General features: G+C 73.1%; 17 protein-coding genes. 3 read left to right on the top strand and 14 right to left on the bottom strand.

All coding sequences use genetic code 11. The features are described from left to right. Nucleotides 1-160: 160 nt before the first annotated feature. Nucleotides 161-1,372, bottom strand: a complete 1,212-nt coding sequence (locus G9272_RS37910; protein WP_171400736.1) for a glycine C-acetyltransferase — start codon at nucleotides 1,370-1,372, stop codon at nucleotides 161-163. Nucleotides 1,373-1,400: 28 nt separating this feature from the next. Continuing rightward, entirely contained in the window at nucleotides 1,401-2,429 is a 1,029-nt protein-coding gene (gene tdh, locus G9272_RS37905; protein ID WP_171400735.1) for an L-threonine 3-dehydrogenase, read from the bottom strand. Nucleotides 2,430-2,683: 254 nt separating this feature from the next. Here tdh and G9272_RS37900 point away from each other — a divergent pair, with 254 nt between their 5' ends. After that, nucleotides 2,684-3,289, top strand: a complete 606-nt coding sequence (locus G9272_RS37900) for a GOLPH3/VPS74 family protein (RefSeq protein ID WP_171400734.1) — start codon at nucleotides 2,684-2,686, stop codon at nucleotides 3,287-3,289. A 10-nt stretch (nucleotides 3,290-3,299) separates the two neighbouring features. Here the strand turns inward: G9272_RS37900 and G9272_RS37895 are convergent, their stop codons facing one another. The 6 genes from G9272_RS37895 to G9272_RS37870 form a co-directional block, all read right to left on the bottom strand. After that, on the bottom strand, nucleotides 3,300-3,872 hold the full coding sequence (locus tag G9272_RS37895) for a GAF domain-containing protein (protein WP_171400733.1): 573 nt from the start codon (nucleotides 3,870-3,872) through the stop codon (nucleotides 3,300-3,302). Nucleotides 3,873-3,933: 61 nt separating this feature from the next. Continuing rightward, entirely contained in the window at nucleotides 3,934-4,593 is a 660-nt protein-coding gene (locus tag G9272_RS37890; RefSeq protein WP_171400732.1) for a GTP-binding protein, read from the bottom strand. Continuing rightward, nucleotides 4,571-4,942 (bottom strand): DUF742 domain-containing protein, encoded by a 372-nt coding sequence (locus G9272_RS37885; protein ID WP_020129490.1) that lies wholly within the window; start codon nucleotides 4,940-4,942, stop codon nucleotides 4,571-4,573. Before G9272_RS37885 ends, G9272_RS37890 begins: the two co-directional genes overlap by 23 nt. 2 nt (nucleotides 4,943-4,944) lie before the next feature. Continuing rightward, the gene (locus tag G9272_RS37880) at nucleotides 4,945-5,379 is read right to left on the bottom strand and encodes a roadblock/LC7 domain-containing protein (protein ID WP_171400731.1); all 435 of its coding nucleotides are present in this window, start codon (nucleotides 5,377-5,379) and stop codon (nucleotides 4,945-4,947) included. A gap of 68 nt (nucleotides 5,380-5,447) precedes the next feature. Then, a complete protein-coding gene (locus tag G9272_RS37875; protein WP_171400730.1) occupies nucleotides 5,448-7,949 on the bottom strand; it encodes a sensor histidine kinase in 2,502 nt (833 codons plus the stop codon). Nucleotides 7,950-8,261: 312 nt separating this feature from the next. After that, nucleotides 8,262-9,491, bottom strand: a complete 1,230-nt coding sequence (locus G9272_RS37870; RefSeq protein ID WP_171400729.1) for an MBL fold metallo-hydrolase — start codon at nucleotides 9,489-9,491, stop codon at nucleotides 8,262-8,264. Nucleotides 9,492-9,680: 189 nt separating this feature from the next. On the opposite strand from G9272_RS37870, the gene G9272_RS37865 reads away from it, so the two are divergent. Continuing rightward, entirely contained in the window at nucleotides 9,681-10,868 is a 1,188-nt protein-coding gene (locus G9272_RS37865; protein WP_171400728.1) for a glutamate dehydrogenase, read from the top strand. Nucleotides 10,869-10,926: 58 nt separating this feature from the next. Next, on the top strand, nucleotides 10,927-11,547 hold the full coding sequence (locus G9272_RS37860) for a TetR/AcrR family transcriptional regulator (RefSeq protein ID WP_171400727.1): 621 nt from the start codon (nucleotides 10,927-10,929) through the stop codon (nucleotides 11,545-11,547). Between the two features lie 477 nt (nucleotides 11,548-12,024). On the opposite strand, the gene G9272_RS37855 is transcribed toward G9272_RS37860, so the two are convergent. The 6 genes from G9272_RS37855 to G9272_RS37830 form a co-directional block, all read right to left on the bottom strand. Next, nucleotides 12,025-12,786, bottom strand: a complete 762-nt coding sequence (locus G9272_RS37855; protein WP_171400726.1) for an SIMPL domain-containing protein — start codon at nucleotides 12,784-12,786, stop codon at nucleotides 12,025-12,027. A gap of 165 nt (nucleotides 12,787-12,951) precedes the next feature. Beyond that, complete coding sequence (locus G9272_RS37850; protein WP_171402348.1) at nucleotides 12,952-13,737, bottom strand: SGNH/GDSL hydrolase family protein; 786 nt, start codon at nucleotides 13,735-13,737, stop codon at nucleotides 12,952-12,954. Nucleotides 13,738-13,863: 126 nt separating this feature from the next. Further along, the gene (locus G9272_RS37845) at nucleotides 13,864-14,571 is read right to left on the bottom strand and encodes a DUF6250 domain-containing protein (protein ID WP_171400725.1); all 708 of its coding nucleotides are present in this window, start codon (nucleotides 14,569-14,571) and stop codon (nucleotides 13,864-13,866) included. Between the two features lie 14 nt (nucleotides 14,572-14,585). Further along, nucleotides 14,586-16,460 (bottom strand): hypothetical protein, encoded by a 1,875-nt coding sequence (locus tag G9272_RS37840; protein ID WP_171400724.1) that lies wholly within the window; start codon nucleotides 16,458-16,460, stop codon nucleotides 14,586-14,588. Then, nucleotides 16,457-17,506, bottom strand: coding sequence for a GDSL-type esterase/lipase family protein (locus G9272_RS37835; protein WP_171400723.1), 1,050 nt, complete (start codon nucleotides 17,504-17,506; stop codon nucleotides 16,457-16,459). The genes G9272_RS37840 and G9272_RS37835 overlap by 4 nt, the downstream gene beginning before the upstream one ends. Then, a complete protein-coding gene (locus G9272_RS37830; protein WP_171400722.1) occupies nucleotides 17,503-20,235 on the bottom strand; it encodes a Tat pathway signal sequence domain protein in 2,733 nt (910 codons plus the stop codon). Before G9272_RS37830 ends, G9272_RS37835 begins: the two co-directional genes overlap by 4 nt. Between the last annotated feature and the right edge of the window lie 250 nt (nucleotides 20,236-20,485).

Raw genomic sequence — 20,485 nt, 5'->3', positions numbered from 1 at the left:
CCACCGGCCAGGACGGCCACCGCCAGGACGGCCACCGCCAGGACGACCGGGACGGCCACTCGGCCCGGGCCACCACCGACCCGGGCCACCACCGACCCGGGCGGCCACCGACCCGGGCGGCCACTGGCCGAGACCGCCGTCGGCCCCGGTCCCGCTGTGTTCAGACCGCCTGCGGCTCGGACGCTTCCAGTTCCGACCGCGCCGCGACGAAGGCGTCGACCGCGCGGTGGACGTCGTCCGTGGAGTGCGCGGCGGACAGCTGGACCCGGATACGGGCCCGGTCCTGCGGGACCACCGGGTAGGAGAAACCGATCACGTACACCCCGCGCTCCAGCAGCAGTTCGGCCATCCGGCCCGCCTTCGCCGCGTCGCCGATCATCACGGGCGCGATGGCGTGGTCGCCGGGCAGGATGTCGAAGCCCTCGTCGGTCATCCGGCGGCGGAACAGGGCGGTGTTCTCGGCGAGCCGCACCCGCAGGTCGTCGGCCGACTCCAGCAGGTCGAGGACCTTCAGCGAGGCGGCGGCGATGACCGGGGCGAGGGTGTTGGAGAAGAGGTACGGGCGGGAGCGCTGGCGGAGCAGGGCGACGATCTCCGCCCGGGCCGCCACATAGCCGCCGGACGCGCCGCCCAGCGCCTTGCCCAGGGTGCCGGTGATGATGTCGACGCGGTCCATCACCCCGTGCAGCTCGGGCGTGCCGCGGCCGCCGGGACCGACGAAGCCGACCGCGTGCGAGTCGTCGACCATGACCATGGCGTCGTAGCGCTCGGCGAGGTCGCAGATCTCGGCGAGGGGCGCCACATAGCCGTCCATCGAGAAGACGCCGTCGGTGACGACCAGCCGGCGCCGCGCGTCGGAGGCGTCCTTCAACTGCCGCTCCAGGTCCGCCAGATCACGGTTGGCGTAGCGGAACCGGCGGGCCTTGGACAGCCGGATGCCGTCGATGATCGAGGCGTGGTTGAGAGCGTCGGAGATCACCGCGTCCTCGGGGCCGAGGAGCGTCTCGAAGACCCCACCGTTGGCGTCGAAGCAGGAGGAGTACAGGATCGTGTCCTCCTGGCCGAGGAAGGCCGACAGCCTGGCCTCCAGCTCCTTGTGCACCTCCTGCGTCCCGCAGATGAAGCGCACCGACGCCATGCCGTAGCCCCAGCGGTCGAGGGCCTCGTGGGCGGCGGCGACGACCTCGGGGTGGTCGGCGAGGCCGAGGTAGTTGTTGGCGCAGAAGTTGAGGACCTCGCCGGGCCGGCCGCCCGCGGTGACGGCGACCGTCGCCGACTGCGGGCTGCCGATGACCCGCTCGGGCTTGTGCAGACCGGCGGCGCGGATCTCGTCGAGGGTGGCGCGCACGTCGTCGCGCACGGAGTCGAACATGGGGAAGCTCCTAAGAAATGCGGGTGACTTACGCGGTCCAGTCGAGGATGACCTTGCCGCCGCGGCCGCTCGCCGCGTCGGCGAAGGCCGACTCGAAGTCGCGGTAGCCGTACCGGCCGGTGATCACGGGGGCGAGGTCGAGGCCGCCCTCCAGCAGCACCGACATCGCGTACCAGGTCTCGAACATCTCGCGGCCGTAGATGCCCTTGATCGTGATCATCGAGGTGACGATCCGGGCCCAGTCGACGGGGAACTCCTCGGCGGGCAGCCCCAGCATTGCGATCCGGCCGCCGTGCGTCATGTTGGCGATCATGTCGCGCAGCGCCGCGGGCCGGCCGGACATCTCCAGACCGATGTCGAAGCCCTCGCGCAGCCCCAGCTCACGCTGCCCGTCGGCGATGGACGCCCGCGACACGTTCAGCGCAAGGCTCGCACCGATCTTGCGGGCCAGCTCCAGCCGCTCCTCGCTGACGTCGGTGACGACGACGTTGCGGGCACCCGCGTGCCGGGCGACCGCGGCGGCCATCAGCCCGATCGGTCCGGCGCCGGTGATCAGGACGTCCTCGCCGACGAGCGGGAAGGACAGCGCGGTGTGCACGGCGTTGCCGAACGGGTCGAAGATCGCCGCCACGTCGAGGTCCACCGGCACCCGGTGCACCCACACGTTGGCTGCGGGCAGGGCGACGTACTCCGCGAAGGCGCCGTCACGGCCGACGCCGAGCCCCACGGTGGCCCGGCACAGATGGCGTCGCCCGGCGAGACAGTTGCGGCACTTGCCGCAGACGAGGTGCCCCTCGCCGCTGACCCGGTCCCCCACCTGGATGTCGGCGACATCGCGGCCGATGCCGGCGACCTCGCCGACGAACTCGTGCCCGAGCACGAGCGGGGTGCGGATCGTCTGCTGCGCCCAGCCGTCCCAGGACCGGATGTGCAGATCGGTGCCGCAGATACCGGTGCGCAGCACCCTGATCAGCACGTCGCCGGGCCCGACGGCCGGCTCGGGGACGTCCGCGAGCCACAGCCCGGGCTCCGCCTTCTCCTTGACCAGCGCCTTCACGCTACGGCTCCTGTGGTGAGGGCCCGGGCGCGAGCAGCCCGAAGGGCCCCGCATCCGGGAAGACATGTGGATTCGCCCAGCAATCTGCCGCACTTCACCCGGCCCGGTCCATCGAGCTTTTCTTAAGCGCCGCCACAGCTCTGCTTCACACGGGTGGCCCCGCTCGCCCGGACCGGCTTCCCGCACACCACGGTGGGGCGTGCCACCCTGGACCGCAACCCTCACAAGGCCGGCCGACTGACGTGGAGTCTTCGATGACCACAGCACGGGATCTGTTGCTCGTCGCGATGGACGTGGCGCCCGTGCGCCCCGTCGGGCAGGGCGAACTGTCGCTCGCCCTCGCGGGCGCCGAGGTGATCGATCTGCTCGAGACCGGAGACGTCGTCCTCGACGGCGATCTTCTCGTGCCCGGCCCGGCGTCGGCACCGGACGACCGCCTCCTGGCCGAGGCCGCGGCGTCACTCGTACGGGCGGCGCCGTACGAGTCGGTCGAGGACTGGCTGTGGCGGCGCGGCAGCGGCCTGGCCGCGGCCTATTCCGGCCGGCTCGAGGCGGACGGGCTGCTCGGCCGGCCACGTCACGGCCGGCTCCCCTTCCGGTCCGCGGGGACGGAGCCGCTCGACTCACCGGCCCGGCGCCACGCCACCGCGCGCTGGGGGGCGGACGAGCCGGTCCTCGCCGCGCTGGCCGCCGCCGTGGGTCTGCGTGAGGAGCCCGCCGACGGCTTCCCGGACCTTCCCGGCGACACGGTCGTGACGGTCCTGGCATCGGTCGGCGACGCGGTGGCGGAACTCGAGGCCGTGCGACAGCGGCGGTCCATCGAGGACGCGGCCTTCGACAACATCTGGCGGGCACCCTGACCGGCGCACCTCACGGCGCCGGGAACCCGTCGATCTCCCGCCGCTGAAGGTGTCCGGCGAGTTCGGCGGCCGTCGACTTGATGGTCTCCAGACCGGCCTTCCCCCAGGGCCGGGGCGTGAGGTCGGCGACGCACACCGTGCCCAGCACCATGCCGCTCGTGTCGATGAGCGGGGCTCCCAGGTAGGAGCGGATTCCGTACTCGTCGACGACCGGGTTGCCCGCGAAGCGCGGGTAGTCGCCCACGTCCTCCAGGACCAGCGCCTTGCGCCGCACGACGACATGCGGGCAGTAGCCGTAGTCGCGGGGCAGCCGGCGGCCCACCTCGGGCTTGCCGCCACGCGCGGCGCGGCCGCCCTGCGGGGTGTGCAGTCCGGCGAAGAACTGCCGTTCCTCGTCGAGGAAGTTGACCATGGCGTACGGCGCTCCGGCCACCTCGGCCAGGCGGTCCGCGAAGGCGTCCAGGGCGGGCTCCGGCTGCGCCCCGAGGCCGAGTCGGCGCAGTCTGCGGGCACGGGCGGGAGCTTCCCTGTCCTCCGGGGTGAGCAGCAGACGACCGGCCGGGCGCGGCGGCTCGTAGCTCATGGCCGGGTTCCGTCGCTGTGGACGTACGTCATATGCGGCTCCGGGGCGTTGGGTGCGGGGATCACATGTGGGCGCCGCGGCTCGGCTGGGGTGCGGCCGGTGCGTGGGCGATGAGGTGTTTGACGAGGGTGAGCAGGGTCTGGACACCGGACGCGGAGATACGGGCGTCGCAGCGCACGACGGGGACGTCCGGGGCGAGATCGATGGCGGCACGCACCTCCTCGGGGTTGTAGCGGTGGGAGCCGTCGAACTCGTTGATGGCGATGATGAAGGCGAGTCCGCGTTCCTCGAAGAAGTCGACGGCCGCGAAGCACTCCTCGAGGCGGCGGGTGTCGGCGAGGATGACCGCGCCGAGGGCGCCCTCGGACAGTTCGTCCCACATGAACCAGAACCTCTCCTGACCGGGCGTGCCGAACAGGTAGAGGACGTGGCTCGGGTCGAGGGTGATGCGGCCGAAGTCCATGGCCACGGTCGTCTCGACCTTGTTCTCGATGCCGTCGAGATTGTCGGTCGCGGCACTGACCGTGGTGAGCAGCTCCTCGGTGCTGAGCGGCGCGATCTCGCTCACGGCGCCGACGAAGGTCGTCTTGCCGACCCCGAAACCGCCCGCGACCAGGATCTTCAGCGCCGTGGGAAAGGGGTCCGAGCCGCCGCCGTCGGGGGCGCCGTACTCGCGGTGCTCGTCGTACTCGTCGTACTCAGAGCTGTCGTCGTAGTCCATCGAGCACTGCCTCCAGAAGGGCCCGGTCGGTGGGGATGTGGTGGTACTCGGGGGGCTTGGTGGTCAGCGCCCCGCAGTCGAGGAGGTCGGAGAGCAGCACCTTGGTGACCGCGGCCGGCAGCTTCAGATGGGCCGCGATCTCGGCCACCGACACGGGCGCGCGGGTCAGGTGGAGCGCGGTCGCGTGTTCGGGACCGAGGTAGCCGAGGGGGGTCGCCCCGGTGGCCATCACCTGCGACATGAGGTCGAGGGCGACGCTGGGCTTGGTCCGGCCGCCGCTGACCGTGAACGGGCGCACCAGCCGTCCGGCCGCGTCGTCGAGCCAGGGCCCGTCACCGGCCGCCGCCACGTTCAAGGCCCCATCACCGACGGTTCGACGGCGTGCTGCCGGGGCGCGGTCATCAGATACGGCCGGACGCTCTTGACGAGCATCGACATCTCGTAGCCGAGCACGGCCGCGTCGGCCTCCCGGCCGGCGAGCACCGCGAGACACGCGCCCGAGCCGGCGGTGGTGACGAACAGCAGCGTCGAGTCGAGTTCGACGACGACCTGCCGCACGTCCCCGCCGTCGCCGAACCGGACACCGGCGCTACGGCCGAGGGAGTACAGGCCGGAGGCCAGGGCGGCCATGTGGTCGGCGCTGTCGGGGTCGAGGCCGTGGACCGACTTGACCAGCCCGTCGCAGGAGAGCAGCACCGCGCTCGTGGTGTGCGGTACGCGCTGCACGAGGCCGCTCATCAGCCAGTCGAGATCGGATACATGGACGGTCGGCGCATCGCTCGCCATGGTGGATCGACTCCTTGGGGTACGAAGGTCTGCGGGAGCGCTGGGGGTAGGGGTGGGGGTGACAGTGCTCATCCGGCTGGTGCGCTCCCGTCGTGCCGGGCGGTGGATCGGTCGGGACCGGGCAGGTCCAGCCCGTCACGCGCGCCGTACGCCTCGGGCGGCGCGGCGGCGGGCGTGGGGCGCGCCTGCGGTATGCGGGACGGATGCGGCGGCCGTACGTCGGCGTCGGCGGGGAGCGGCACAGGCCCGCCCTCTTCCGCGCCCTCGCCGCCTCCGGGTCTCCGGTCGTGGTCCGGCGCCGGGTGGGCGGCCGGGTCGAGCAGGACTTCGAGGGGGGCGGGCGGGCGGAACGGCGCCGGGTCCAGGACGTTCGCCTCCAGGCTCTGCTGGGCCTCGGCCAGGCCGATGCCGCGCTGGAAGGCCGCCATCAGGTTGGGGTCGTGGCCGACGGGCTGCTCTGAGTCCTGGCGCGGGGCCGGGCCGCCGCGCAGCTGGGGCACGATGTGCTCCTGGGCACGGCGGCGGGGCAGTTGGGGCTTGCCCATGGTGCCGCGCACCGTGCCGACGCGCGGGGTGGGCGCGATGCCCGCGTGCTCCTCGACGACGGGCCGGTCGCCGCGCCGGATGCCGGGCACGGCCTCCGCCGGGTTGGGCCGTGCCGCGCGGGCGCCCCGGACGGGCAGGGGCGCGGGTGCGCCCGGCCGCTGCGGGATCGGCTCGGCGACGGCGGGGCCGAGGTGCGGGGGCGGCGCCGCGACCCGGGCCGGGCCGGAGCCACCCGGGTGCCCCTGCGGAGGCGAGGCGACCAGGGGCACCCCGGACCCGGGCGTGTCCTGCGTCGGGGCCGGGACCGGGGCCGGTGTCCGACCCGCACCCGCCATGTCCCACGCTTCCGGCGAGCCGGAGGCCGCGACACCCCCCTGCACCCGCGCCGGGCCGAACGACCGCCCGGCGCCGTCGGTGTCCCGCCCCGGGGACGACACAGAGGGCCCGCCCGTACCCGAGCCGTCCCACGCTTGCGGCGACCCGGCCGACAGGCCGGGGGCCGTGGCGCCGCCCTGCGCCCGCGCCGGGCCGAACGACCGCCCGGCGCCGTCGGTGTCCCGCCCCGGGGACGGCACAGAGGGCCCGCCCGCACCCGGTACGTCCTGCGGGTGCGCGAAGCCCGTCGGCCGGCCCACGTCCGGGGTGTGCCGTGGGTCGTGCGGCTGTGCGGGGTCGGGGTTCCGGGCGGCGCGGGGCTGCGGGGCGGGCGGCAGGGGCGGCCGGACCGGGTCGGCCGGGGCGGGGGGTGCGGCGGGCACGAGGGGCAGGCCGCCGCCGTCGGTGTCCGGTTCACGCGGTACCGCCCCGGGGACGCCCGGCGCGGAGCCCAGCAGCGCCTGCGGCACGACGAGGACGGCCTGGACGCCGCCGTAGATGTTGTTCTGGAGACGGACCCGGATGCCGTGCCGCCGGGCGAGCTGGGAGACGACGAACAGGCCGATGCGGCCGTCGGCGAGCAGACGGCCGACGTTGACCTGGTCGGGGTCGGCGAGCAGGGCGTTCATCCTGCTCTGCTCCTCGACGGGCATACCGAGGCCGCGGTCCTCGACCTCGACGGCGAGTCCGGAGGTGACGAGGTTGGCGCGCAGCAGCACCTGGGTGTGCGGGGCGGAGAACACCGTGGCGTTCTCGACGAGTTCGGCGAGCAGGTGGATGACGTCGGCGACGGCGTGGCCGCGCAGTTCGCCGTCGATGGGCGGGACGAGTTTGACCCGCGCGTACTGCTCGACCTCGGCGATGGCGGAGCGCAGCACCTCGGTCATGGGGACCGGGTTGCTCCACTGCCGCCGGGAGACGGCCCCGCCGAGGACGGCGAGGTTCTCGGCGTGTCGGCGGATGCGGGTGGCGAGGTGGTCGACGTGGAAGAGGCCCTTGAGGAGGTCGGGGTCCTCGATCGCGTTCTCCAGCTCGTCGAGGATCGAGATCTCGCGGTGCACCAGGGACTGAAGGCGCCGCGCGAGGTTGACGAAGACCTCCAGCTTCTGTTCGCTGCCGGCCTGGCTGGACAGCTGCGCGGCCTGTACGACGGCGGTGACGGCCCCGTCGTGGGCCCGGGCCAGGTCGGCGGCGAGCAGCTCGAAGTCGTCGGCGTCGCCGGGCGGTCCGCCGCGCGACGTGCGTCGGGGCGGGACCTCGCCGCGGCGCAGCGCCTCGATGACGGCACGCAGGTCGGCCTCGCCGCGCGCGCTGCCGCGGCGCAGGGCCGCGACGCGGTCGCTGACCGAGCGTGCGGCGCGGTCCGCGGCCACGGCGGCGATCACGATGCCGACGCCGGTCACCGCGACCGCGCCGGCGAGGACCGCCCACAGGGTCACGCCGGGCCGGACGCCGGTGGAGCGCACGGTGAACAGGACGACCGCGCAGGCGCTGAGGGCGACGGCGGTCGGCGGGAGCACGGCGAGCCGCAGCAACTGGGGCCGTATGTGTGTCTCGGCCGACGCCGGTGCGGGGCGGGCGACCGGCCGCCCGTGCCGTCCGCCCTCACGGCGGTCGGCACGTGTGGCGGGTGCGCGGAGGTGAGACATCGGTGTCCTCGTACTGGTCCGTCGAGCCTGGCTGTCGGTCGGGAGAGCCCAAGAATTCGGCCCGGTGTCGCCCGACGGCCACTCACAGTAGTCGGCAACGTGTCAGGTGCGGTGGGCAGTTGACAAAGTCACCCAGCGAGCGTCCCGCTCTGGTATGAGGCTTCGCACGACAGACCGATAAAGGCGCACCGACCAAGGGGCAACTCGGAAAGGAGCCGATCAGACCTGGTCAGAGATGGTCCGGAAATAACTGTGCGGGCCGGGGAGCTTTTCGCTCCCCGGCCCGCACAGTCGAACGTCCACGGCTCCCGATCAGCCCGCCGGGACCGCCTCCGACGCCTCGCCACCCTCGACGGCGTCCCGACTTTCGTCACTCTCGGTATCGGCTTTGGCCTTGATTGCCGTCGCGATCAGCGGCTGCCATCCGGCGGCCGGCGCGAGTGCCGCCTCCCGCCACCACGGCTCGCCCGGGACGGTCTCGGCGGCGGGCTCGAAGGGCTCGCCGGGCCGGGGCAGGGCGGCCCGTGCCCCGACGGCCCGCGCGGCGGCCAGGGTGCCCTCCCCCGGGTCGGTCCACGCGTGGGTGGCGAGGTTGAACGTGCCCCAGTGGATCGGCAGCATCACTCCGCCGGGACCGCTCTGGAGGTCCAGGTGGGCGCGCATGCCCTCCTCGGGGGTCATGTGGATGTCGGGCCAGAAGTCCGAGTAGGCGCCGATCTGGATCATCGTCGCGTCGAACGGGCCGTGCTCGGCGCCGATGTCCTTGAAGCCCTCGAAGTAGCCCGTGTCACCACTGTGGTAGATCCGGTGCTCCTCGCCCGCGACCACCCAGGAGGCCCACAGGGTGTGCTGGGTGTTGCGCAGACCGCGGCCGCAGAAGTGCCGGGCCGGGGTGGCGGTCAGGGTGAGTCCGCCGACCTTCGTCGCCTCGTGCCAGTCCAGCTCGCGCAGCCGGTCGGCGGACACGCCCCAGTGTTCGAGGTGGGCGCCGACGCCGAGCGGCACGGCGAACAGGGTGTCCGTGTCCGCGAGCGCCTTGATCGTGGGCAGGTCCAGATGGTCGTAGTGGTCGTGGGAGATGACGACGACGTCGACCGGGCCCAGCGCGGCCAGCGGCAGCGGGACCGGGTGCAGCCGCTTGGGCCCCGCGAAGGGGAAGGGGGAGCAGCGCTCGCCCCAGACGGGGTCGAACAGCACGCGCTGCCCGTCGATCTCCGCGAGCACGCTGGAGTGCCCCATCCAGGTCAGCCGCAGACCTGTCGCCGGCGGCTTGGCGAGGTCGGCGAGGGTGGTGGGGTGCACCGGTACGGTGCCCGCGGGCGCGCGGCGGGGACGCTGGTCCTTGTCGAAGAAGACCTTGGCGAACTCGAGCATCGAGCCCGAGGGCCGGGTACTCGCCAGGCCGCCGGGGTTCTGGAAGACCCCGTCCTTGAAGTGGGGCGATCTGCGGATGCGCGCCAGGCGCTCACCGCTCGGATCCGCGCCGAAGGCCGCGGGCTGTAGAGCGCGGAGCCCGGAGCTCAGGGAACGGAAACCGGACACGGTACCTCCAGGGGAGTCGCTGAGGCATTCCATTATGGTCGCCCGCTCCGACAACGCCGGGGTCAGCCCGGTCATTCCACCGCGAGCGTGCTTTGACACGGCGTCCCCGCGTTCCGATACTGACCCACTGTTCAGTACCAGCCGTTTCAGCCGTCTCAGCCGTACCGGCCCGCCGGTCGAGGAGTCCGTATGACCGCCCCCTTCCTGTCGCTCACCTGGACCGACCACGTCACCGGGCGCCAGGGCCACCTGGTCGTCGACCGGCTCGTGCGCGGCGTGTGCAGCGGCGGGCTGCGGATGCGGGCGGGCTGCACCCTGGAGGAGGTGACCGGGCTCGCCCGCGGCATGAGCCTCAAGGAGGCGCTGCACTACGACCCCGAGGCCCGCTACGTCCCCCTGGGCGGAGCCAAGGGCGGCATCGACTGCGATCCGCGGGACCCGGCGGCGTACGGACTGCTGGTGCGCTATCTGCGGGCGGTGCGGCCGTACGTGGAGAGCTGCTGGACCACCGGCGAGGACCTGGGGCTGACCCAGGACCTGGTGGACCGGGCGGCCGCCGAGGCGGGGCTGGTCTCGTCCGTGCAGGCGGTCTACCCGCTGCTGGACGACGAGTCCGCCGCGCGCGAGCGGCTCGCCGCCGCCTTCGCCGTCGAGGTGGACGGCATCGGCCTGGACGAGCTGGTCGGCGGCTGCGGGGTCGCCGAGTCCGTGCTGACCGCCCTGGACCGGGCCGGGGTGGCCTACGCCGGGACGCGGGTCGCCCTCCAGGGGTTCGGCACCATGGGCGGGGCCACGGCGCGCTTTCTCACGCGCGCGGGGCTGACGGTCGTGGCCGTCGCCGACGTGAAGGGCACGATCGCCCACCCGGCCGGTCTCGACGTGGAGGCGCTGCTCGCCGCGCGGGACGCCCACGGCACCGTGGACCGCGCCGTACTGCGGCCCGGCGACCTCGAGCTGCCGGGGGACGCCTGGCTGTCGGTGGAGGCGGAGGTGCTGGTGCCGGCCGCCGTGTCGTACGCCATCGGGGTCGAGGAGCAGGAGCGGATCGGCGCCCGGTGGATCGCCGAGGCGGCCAACATGCCCGTCCTGCCGGAAGCGGAGAAGCTGCTGCACGCGCGCGGGGTGAGCGTGCTGCCGGACGTCGTCGTCAACTCCGGGACGAACGCCTGGTGGTGGTGGACGCTGTTCGGCGACATCGGCGCGGACGCGGCGGAGGCCTTCGCGTACACGCGCCGCTCGATGCGTGCCCTGGTGGAACTGGTGCTGGCCCGCGCCGAGGCGGACGGCACGACACCCCGGGCCGCCGCGCACACGATCGCCGAGCAGCGGCTGCCGGTGATCGCGGAACGCTTCGGGCGGTACCGGCCCGGTCCGTGAGCGGCCGCAGCCACGGACCGGTCCGGCGTCGCGCACGCCGACGGAATAGGGTGACGGCGTGGTGAGGGTCCGGTTGAGTGTGGCCGAGCGGCGCGAGGAGCTGCTGCGGGCGGCCATCGAGCAGATCGAGGCGCGGGGCGTGGCGGCGGTCAGGATCGCCGACGTGGCCGCGGCCCTCGGTGTGAGCAACGCCCTGGTGCTCTACCACTTCTCGACGAAGGAGAAGCTCGTCGCCGACGCGTTCGCCTACGCGGCCGAGGGCGACCTGGCGCTGCTGCGCAAGCTGGTCGGCCGCCGTACCACGGCACTGCGCCGGCTGCGGTCGGCGGTGCGCTGGTACGCGCCCACGGGACAGGCCAAGGGCTGGCGGCTGTGGATCGAGGGCTGGGCGGTGTCGCTGCGCGAGCCCGCGCTGCGGGAGGTCGCGCGGGATCTCGACCGGGAGTGGAAGGCGGCGCTCGCCGAGGTGATCGCGGAGGGCGTGGCCGCGGGCGAGTTCCGGTGCCCGGACCCGGCCGGCACGGCCCTGCGCCTGACCGCCCTGCTCGACGGACTCGCCGTACAGCTGACGTCCTACGCGGGCACGGTGTCCCGGGCCCGGGCCCAGGAGTGGGTCGACGAGGCGCTGGCCCGGGAACTCGGGCTGGGCCCCGAGACGTTGAGCGCCCAGGAGCGCTGAGAGACCGGCTGCCGCCGCGAACCCGGAGGCCACCACAGCTGCCGCCCGGCCGGCGGCCGGGAGCAGGCCCTCGGAACCGCGCCACCCCGCCGTACATGAGACCTACTGCGCCCGTGCCGCCTCCGCGGCGGTCCGGCGCTCGACCCGGCCCGTGGCCGGCCCCGGGTTCACGGCGGCTCAGTCCAGTTCGTACACCGCCGTCACCGTCGCCGTCGCGCGGATCTCACCGGGTGCGACGGGCACACCCCCAAGACCGGCACCGGGGGTGTCCGCGGCCGACGGCGCCGGGCACCTCGACCCGACCCGTGACCCGCTGCGGCCGGCGGCTCAGTCCAGCTCGTACAGCGCCGTCACCGTCGCCGTCGCGCGGATCTCACCGGGTGCGACGGGCACACCCCCGAGACCGGCGCCGAGGGTCTCGGCGGACGACGGCGCCGGGCACCTCGACCCGACCCGTGACCCGCTGCGGCCGGCGGCTCAGTCCAGCTCGTACACCGCCGTCACCGTCGCCGTCGCGCGGATCTCACCGGGTGCGACGGGCACACCCCCGAGACCGGCACCGGGGGTGTCCGCGGACGACGGCGCCGGGCGCGGGGAGCTCGACGCGTCCTCGCTGAGCGAGACGAGCCGGCCCAGGTGGCGGCCGCTGAGGCGGGCGTACTGCTCGGCCTTGGCGTGGGCGTCGGCGTGGGCGGCCTCGCGCGCACCGGCCCGCATCGGGGCGGGGTCGGAGACGTCGAAGGCCACGAAACCGATCCGGCCGGCGGCACCGGCGGCGTCGGTGACCGCCTGCACGACCGCGCCGACCCTCGCCACCTCACGCACCTTCACGGAGAAGGACTGCGCGGCCTGGTAGCCCGTCAGACGGGCGGTGCCGCCCGTGTGGTCGTAGACGGCGTCGAGGGAGATGCTCTCCGTACGGATGTCCCGGTCGGCGACGCCCTGGGCGCGGACGGCGGCCAGCAGGGCGGCGGCCGCCTTGTTCTGTGCGTCCAGCGCGGACTGCGAGGTCTTGGCGGAGGCCTCGACGCCGGCGCCCACGACCGCGAGGTCGGGCGGTGCGCTCGCGCTGCCCTCGCCGGTCACCGTGACGGTGGCGGGGCTGTCCGGTGCGAGCGGACGGGCCGCCACGGCGGGGTGGGCGGGCAGCGCGGCCGCCGTGGGCCCGGTGAGTGCGGGGACGCCCAGGGCGAGCAGGGAGACGAGGGCCGCGGCGACGGGCGTACGGGGAAAGGGCATGCGGGACCGGTCCTTGGAGGTGTCGGGCGGTGCCAGGTGCGGGTGCGGTCATCCCAGCACCCGTGCCCGGCCCCGCCCGGGCACCACTCCGGTGTGATCACCTCACTGGTGGAGCGGCCGGCCGTGCGTCGTCCGCGGCCGGCCGCGAGCCACCCGGTCGGCGGTTCAGGCCACGGCCGCTATCCGCATCCTGATGTCGTCCGGCGACAGCGTGCCCTTGGCGGTCACATGGTCGCCGGAGGACTCCCCGCGCAGCCGGCGCCCGATCCACGGCACCAGGTACTCGCGCGCCCAGTGGACGTCGTCGCGCCGCACGTCCAGGGTGCCGCGCGGCGGGAGCAGCGGCCACGGCTGCTCCGGGTCGGCCGGTACCTCGAGGCCGAGGGCCTGCCCACCGCGCAGCGCCACGCGCGTGTGCCCCTCCGGGGAGAGGTGGAGCCGGTCGCCGTCCCAGGCCCTGCGGTCCTGAATGGACTTCAGGGACCACAGGTCGAGGACCGGACAGCCGTAGCGGTCGGCCACGGCACGCACATGGCCGTTGTAGGTGGCGATCTTGCCGCGCAGATGCTTGAGCACGGGGATGCCACGGGTGTCGAAGCCGGTGGTCACCATGACGGTGCCGGCTGCGGCGGTCAGGGCCGAGATCGCGCGTTCGAAACGCTCGGCGACCTCGTCCGGGTCGGTACCGGGACGGAGGATGTCGTTGCCGCCCGCACAGAAGGAGACCAGGTCCGGGGCGAGTTCCACCGCCCTGGGGAGTTGGTCCTCCATGATCTGGTCGAGCAGCTTTCCGCGGACCGCGAGGTTGGTGTAGTTGAAGTCGCCCTCGGGCCGCCGGTCCGCGAGGAGCACCGCGAAGCGGTCCGCCCAGCCGACGAACGCCCCGTCGGGGCCTGGGTCGCCGACGCCCTCGGTGAAGCTGTCCCCCACCGCCACGTACGACCCGATCACTGATCTGTCGTCACTCTTCGAATCGTCTGCCACAGCAGTTCATCATTCACCTTCGAATGTGACCTACGCGATCGTAGGAAGGGGTTGACGGGCGGTGAGATAAGACACCCTTAAAGAGTTTGCCAATCAGGGAATAAGGGACCACGCCCGGAAGTCGTTGATCCGGAAATGGCTCCACGTGGTGCGGAAGGCGAAGTGCCCGCCCGTGTAGGGCTCCGGGTCGGTGTGGTCGAAGACGAGCCGGCCGTTGTTCCACCAGCGGACGACCGAACCGTCGGAGACGATACGGACGTGGTTCGGCTCGTTCGCGACGAGCAGCGGCTCGGTGTAGTCGTAGATCAGCGGACGCACCCCCGCCTCGCCGACATAGCGGCGCAGCCGGGTCGTGGTGTTGGTGTTGGCGCCGTAGCCGACGTAGTACGTCTTCAGGTAGTCGTACTCGGCGAGGGCGCCGCCGCGCGGGGTGGCGAAGAGATTCTCCGGGGAGCGGACGTCGACGGCGTTCCAGAAGTTGTTGAGGTCGGAGACGCGGTCGTTGACCCCGCCCGCGGAGACGGGCGTGGCGACGTACTCGAGGACGTACGGCCCTTCGAGCGGCCGCTTGAACCAGATCGTCGCCCCGGCGGGCACGTCGACCTCCAGGGTCCCGCGGGAGGCGGTGACCGTCCCGCCGTTCTCCAGTTCGACGGCCCACTGGCGCAGGCCGTGGCGGAAGTCGTCGTGGGCGATCAGGCGGCGGTGGCGGGGCCGGGCGCTCGCGGTGGTCGCCGGGGCGAGGGCGGCCAGCGCGGCGCCGGCGGCGAGGGCTCCGAATGCCCTGCGGGTGGTCGTCATGTCGGTCGGCTCCTTCAGTGGGCGGGGGTGGTGAGGTGCGGCTCGGGGACGCGGCGGGTCTCGGTGCCGAGGTAGTAGTCGGTGTACGTGGACTGGAGGTAGCCGCGTACGGTCCAGCCGAGGCGGTACGCGGGGTTCTGGGCGAGGGTGTAGACGCGGGTGCCGGTCGGCACGGTGGTGGTGCAGAGGCGCAGGGCGGTGTGGTCGGCGGTCTCGGCGAGGATCTCCTCGCGCCAGTCGCCGACGAGGTCGCCGTAGAACGGGGTGGCGTTGCGGGCACCGGAGACGACACCCGCCGGGTCGAAGACCGTCGCGCTGCTCTCGGTCGCCGGGTCCCACTTCTCGACGCGGGTGAAGTCGAGCAGTTCCGACGCCTTGTCACCGTCCCACCAGATACGGAAGTTGACGCTGGGGGTGGTGGTGGAGACCTTGCCGTTCCGGACGTTGAAGACGCCCGCGCCGGGCCGGGTCACGTCGGCGGTGGACGTCCAGTACTCGTAGCCGCGGTGGTCCGGGTCGATGTCCGCGGCGTTCCCGCGGCCGGTGTCGAGGTCGGCGTCGCTCACCGGGCTCGTCGGGTGCGAGCCGGTCACCAGCCGCTCGCCGGTGTCGGCGTCGTAGTAGTACCAGGGGAAGGCGGAGACGATGCCCAGCTCGGACTGCTGGATGGCGAAGCCCTCCAGGCCGGGCCGGTCGGGGTCGAGGTCGGCGATGTCGAAGCGGTCGCCGTGGATGGCCCGGTCGACGACGTAGCGCAGCGTGCCGTCGCTGTTCACGACGTAGTTGCCGTCGGCGATCTCGTCCCTGCCGTCCCCGTCGACGTCGACGGTGCGGATCTGGTGGAAGCCGGTCGCGCCGGTCGTCGGATCCACCACGTACTTCCAACGGCGGGTGAGGTCCGTGCCGTTGAAGTCCCAGGTCTGGAACAGGACCCGGAACGAGCCGCGCTTGGCTCCGGCCCTGGTGACCAACTTGGTGACCAGGCTGGGGTGTTCGCCGTCGAGGTAGGCGATGCCGAAGTGGCCGCCGGAGGTGCCGTCGGCCACGAAGTCTTCGGGGACGGGCTGCCGGGTCCGCTCGGTGCCGGTCGCTCCGTCGATCACCGACACGAACTGGTTCGCGGGCGAGGCGGCGGTGACCTGTGCGCCGTCGGCGAAGGTGGTCCCGGCGGCGGTGTGCGCCAGCACCTCGGCGCGGCCGTCGGAGTCGAGGTCGTAGACGGTGACGTTGTCGTCGTTGCGGTAGCCGCCGATCGCCGTGGAACCGCTGATCGCGGCGGGCGCCGGGTCGTTGGCGCCGTTCCCGCCGACCTGGGTGTAGGAGCCGGGGCCGAGGTCGACCCGCCACAGGCGCTCGCCGGTGAGCGTGTAGGCCTCCAGCAGGTCGGGCCTGTCGCGGGTCCCGGACAGCCGGCTGACGACGAGCTCGTAGCGTCCGTCGCCGTCGAGGTCACCCGGCCAGGCGTGCTGGACGGTGTAGCCGTCGGCGCCGGCCAGCGGGATCTCGGCGTAGCCGTCGGTGAAGCGCAGAGCCGCCGGACTCGGCTTCTGCACATGCCCGTCGACGACGGCGCGGACGGTGTACGTCCCCGTCCCTCGGGTGTTGTCCTGATAGGTCGTCGACCTGCGTATCGGCTCCCGGTTGAGCCGGCGTCCGTTCTTGTAGACGTTGAAGGCGATGGCGTCGCCGTACCTCGCGTATTCGGTGCCGAGCAGCCGCCAGCTGAGGAAGGTCCCTTCACCGGACGGGGTGGCGACCAGGCCGCGGTCGAGGTTCTCGACGATCCGGCGCGGGGTCTCGGTGGCGTGTCCCGCGGGCGCGGAGACGAGTCCGGCCAGCAGGGCGGCGGCGGTGACGGCGACGGTTCTTCGGCGTCGGACGGCGTTCACTGGTGCTCCTCGGCAGGGTCGGCGATGAGGGCGATGAGGCGGTCGGCCACCTTGCGGTGACCCTGGACGCTCGGGTGGACGGCGCCGTGGAGGTCTCCGTCCACCGCCGAGAGCCACCCGGTCGTGTCCACGAACTCCGCGCGTGGGTCGGCGAGTTCACCGACCACTGCGGAGATGTCGGCGGCGTGCGACCCGTCGAAGGGGCGCAGGGCGAGGATGCGGGCGTGCGGAGCGGCCGCCCGCAGGCGTTCGAGGTAGGCCCGGTAGGCGGTACGGAACTCGGCCGAACCGTACGCGGTGTCGTTGGTGCCCTGGTTGACGACGATCACCGCGGCGTTCCGGTCCGGCCGCGCCGGGGAGTCCGCGTGGTTCCAGCCGTACGCGTCACCGGCGGCCGGCACTCCTCCGTTCCCCGTCTGGATCACGCCCTGGCGGCCGAAACCGACCTGGGTGAGCGAGGCGTGCAGGGCGTCGGCCACGAGAGTGGGGTAGGCCGCCGTTCCGTCGGCGCAGTCGGAGGTGTTGACCTCGCAGAGCGCCAGGACGCCCTGGGTGATGGAGTCGCCGTAGAACGCCAACTCCTTGACCTTCAAGGGGCGTTGGTTCAACAGGCGGCCCCGGAGCCCGGTGAGCACGACGCCCGTCTCCCACGGCGGCGTCCACCGGTTCACCCGCGAGAAGACGTCCTTCACGGACAGCTCGGCCGTATGCGGTCCCCGTCCGGACGCCGTGATCAGGAGGTCGCCGCGGTCGACGGCGTACAGCTGCTTCGGGCCGCCGTCGACGGACACGTAGATCTGTGCGGGCACGATGACCGAGGAGACGTCGAACAGGGCGTGGACGGCGTCCCCCGCGAACCGGAACCGTAGCCGGGAACCGGAGTTGACGGTGGCGGCGGCCTCGGCCGTACGGCTCCAGTGCCCCTCGTAGGCGATGCGCCGGTCGTCGGGGTGGACGAGGTCCGGGCCGGCGGACGCGACAGCGGGCGGAGTGGCACCGGCCAGGAGCCCCACGGCCGCCGCCGCACTCACCAGGAGGCGTCTCACGACGGGATCCGATCCCCGACGAGGGCCAGGTTCTGGATCGCCGCGAGCGCCCACTGGGCCGAGGAGTTGGTGGAGACCCACGGGATCTCCTCGGTCGTGCGCAGCACCGCGGGAGCCTTGACCGTGACCCGGGACCAGTCGTTGGACGGGAAGTAGGTGTCGCTGCCGGTGAAGAACTCGTTCCACGCGCGGGTGGCCAGCGCGGCGTCGTCCTTGCGGTTCGCCGCGTACGCGGTGATGCGCGAGTGGGCCGCGGGCAGCGCCGACTTCCATGTGCTGCCCGTGAGTTGCCTCTTCTGGGCGTCGGTGGCGTTGTAGTACTGCGCGTAGTTCAGCCAGGCGGTGCGGAATTCCGGCTCTTCGTCGCCGAGCAGCGACACGATCTCGCTGTTGGACTCGACGAGTCCGAAGACGGCGCTGAGGTGGGAGACGCTGACGGCCGTGTCGGTGGTGACGGCGAACTTGCCGGTGTCCGCGTCGAGAAGACCGGTGCCCGTGAAGAAGCCGTTGGGCTGGGCCGCGATCGTCCGCAGCGAGTTGACCAGTTTGGCCCTGGCCTTCTCGGCGTTCGGGCCCCGCCGCTCCCATTCGGTGAGCCACGCCGCCGAAAGACCGCCCCAGTCGGTGCCGAACCCGACCGACAGCGCGTGCCGGTCGCCGGGCGTGTAGCCGTCGGTGCGGACCTTGCGCTGCGGGTCCACCTCGAGGAACGTCAGCTCCACGTCGACGAGTTCGCGCAGCAGGTCGCCGGTGCGCTCGTCGGCGGTGAGGTAGTAGTAGAAGCGGCGGTTGGCGGCCGTGGAGATGCGGACCTGTTTGGCACTGTCGGCGTAGTGCTGCACGCCGTGGCGGGTGCCGAGGCCCGCCCACTCGCCCAGGTGGTAGACGTCGACCTCGCCGGTGTGCCGGGTCATCGCCTCCGCGAACCGGAAGACCTCCGCCGAGCCGGTGCGCAGGAAGTGGTACCAGAGCCAGAGGTCGGTCCCCAGCTCCGAGTTGTCCCAGGCGTATCCGCCGACGTCGTAGCGCCAGACGTGCCGGTCGTTGTCGTAGGTGTGCTGGACGTCGCCGTAGTCCAGGAAGCCGTACCAGCGGCGGTCCTCGCGCTGGTCGCGGTAGTAGGCGAAGAGGTCGTCGAGGCGGTCCTCGACGACCGCGCGGGCCTTGGACGAGCGGTCGACGGGCGCCCAGTCCCCGAAGACACCCGCGGCGTGGAGGCGTTCGGGCGCCGCGGTGAGCAGCGGCGGGGCGGCCACCGCCGCGGCCTGGGCGGCCAGGCGGGCGGCCGTCGGGGTCTTCTCCAGGGCCCAGAAGGTGAGTTCGCTGGTGCGGGCGATACCGTACGGCGTTCCGAAGCCGGGTTCGTAGTCCTCGTAGGTGATCTCCAGGCCGCCGTCGGACTGCTTGTCGTACGTGTCCTGGCCGAGGCCGTCGTGGTAGAAGCGCAGGTCGAGGGGCTGGGCTTCGGGCGCGTAGAGCCACAGGGTGACCTCGGCGGCGGCGGTCGCGGCCCCGCGCACGTCCAGCTGGGTGGGGTGGCGCTGCCAGAAGTCCCTGAGGCCGAAGGAGAGTCCGCCGCTCGCTCCGCCGACGTAGCCGAAGCCGCCGGCGCGCCCGCCCGCCGCCGCCTGGATCCAGCCGTGACCGGCCTTGGTGCGCTTGCGGACGAGGTACCCGTCGGCGGTCGGCTGGGTGAGGGTGAAGTCGCCCCACTGCGGGAGGTACGCCAGCCGGTCGGCGACCCGGGTGTCCCAGGTGGTGGTGTCGGGCAGCCGTTCGCCGGCGATCTGCGCGGCGCGCACCGCGGCGCCCGGGTCGCGGCGCAGTCCGGTGATGCCCTGCACGGCTTCGGCGAACAGCCCGCCGCCGGAGTCGGCGAACCGCACATGCCGGTCGTAGGGCCGGTCGGTCAGCGGCACGGTGAACCGGACGCCGAGGCCGCGCAGGAAGTCCCCCTGGTCGGAGCCTGGTTCCTGGGTGCCGTCCCAGACGAAGGTGTGCACCAGGCGGAAGGATTCGGCGCCGGCGAAGAAGGCGAAGCGCAGCACGAAGGGCAGCCAGCCGCGGCCGCCGTGCCGGTGCCGGCCCTCGACCCGGATCACGGCGCGCACGGGGCCGTCCTGCTCGACCTCGACCTTCTCCACCCGGCCCGCGAAGCTCTGCACCTCCGCACCCTCGCGCACGGACTCCTGGCGCAGCGCGACCAGCCGCCCGTCGCGGGCGATCTCGGTCGACCCGCGCCTGACAGCGCGCACGACGGTGTCGGAACCCTTGGCGGCGAAGACCGCCGTGATCGCTCCGGTCGACACCTCGACCCGGCCGCCGCTGCCGCGGGTGACGGTCACCCGCTGGGCGGGGGCGGCCGGCGTGCCCGCGCCCAGCACGAACCGGTCGGCCTTCGGCGTGCCCGGCGCGACGGCGTGCCCGGTCCACTTCACCGAGCCGTCGGGCCAGTACGCGGTGGCCCAGCTCTGGACGGGGATGTCGTCGCCGTCGGCCGTGGCGAGCCTGAACTTCTGCTCGGGGCGGTAGGCGCCGCGCGCCCACGGCACGCCCCAGGTGGCACCGGCGTGGACGTCGGGCGCGGCGCCTTCCAGCCAGTGCAGCTCGGTGTCGGCGGCGGCGCCGTCGGCCGCAGCGGCGGTGCGGGACAGGGCCCAGGAGAACGGGGCGGCGGCGGCCGCGGCGGCGGCGCCCTTGATGACGGTGCGTCGGTCGACGCCGGACACAGGACCTCCGAGGAGCGATAGAAAGCGCTTGCTCACTGACGGAGATCACTGTGTCCCCACTCTGTCCCGCCTGTCGATGGGACAAGAAGGGCTGCCACAAGAACGCAATAGAACGATCATGAACGCGCAAACTCCAACACCGGCTCGCCGTACTCACCGACCCACCGGCCCACCGGCTCCCCCCGGACATGCCGAAGGCCGGACCCGGGGATCGGGGTCCGGCCTTCGGCCGCGTGTCAGGCGGGAGGTC

The organism is Streptomyces asoensis, assembly GCF_013085465.1.
GTDB lineage: Bacteria > Actinomycetota > Actinomycetes > Streptomycetales > Streptomycetaceae > Streptomyces > Streptomyces cacaoi_A.
This window is presented reverse-complemented; position numbering and strand designations above follow the sequence as displayed.

Coding starts and splice junctions, on each gene's coding strand:
- G9272_RS37910 (WP_171400736.1), bottom strand. CDS start 1,372: ATGTTCGACTCCGTGCGCGACGACGTGCGCGCCACCCTCGACGAGATC.
- G9272_RS37900 (WP_171400734.1), top strand. CDS start 2,684: ATGACCACAGCACGGGATCTGTTGCTCGTCGCGATGGACGTGGCGCCC.
- G9272_RS37895 (WP_171400733.1), bottom strand. CDS start 3,872: ATGAGCTACGAGCCGCCGCGCCCGGCCGGTCGTCTGCTGCTCACCCCG.
- G9272_RS37890 (WP_171400732.1), bottom strand. CDS start 4,593: ATGGACTACGACGACAGCTCTGAGTACGACGAGTACGACGAGCACCGC.
- G9272_RS37880 (WP_171400731.1), bottom strand. CDS start 5,379: ATGGCGAGCGATGCGCCGACCGTCCATGTATCCGATCTCGACTGGCTG.
- G9272_RS37875 (WP_171400730.1), bottom strand. CDS start 7,949: ATGTCTCACCTCCGCGCACCCGCCACACGTGCCGACCGCCGTGAGGGC.
- G9272_RS37865 (WP_171400728.1), top strand. CDS start 9,681: ATGACCGCCCCCTTCCTGTCGCTCACCTGGACCGACCACGTCACCGGG.
- G9272_RS37855 (WP_171400726.1), bottom strand. CDS start 12,786: ATGCCCTTTCCCCGTACGCCCGTCGCCGCGGCCCTCGTCTCCCTGCTC.
- G9272_RS37845 (WP_171400725.1), bottom strand. CDS start 14,571: ATGACGACCACCCGCAGGGCATTCGGAGCCCTCGCCGCCGGCGCCGCG.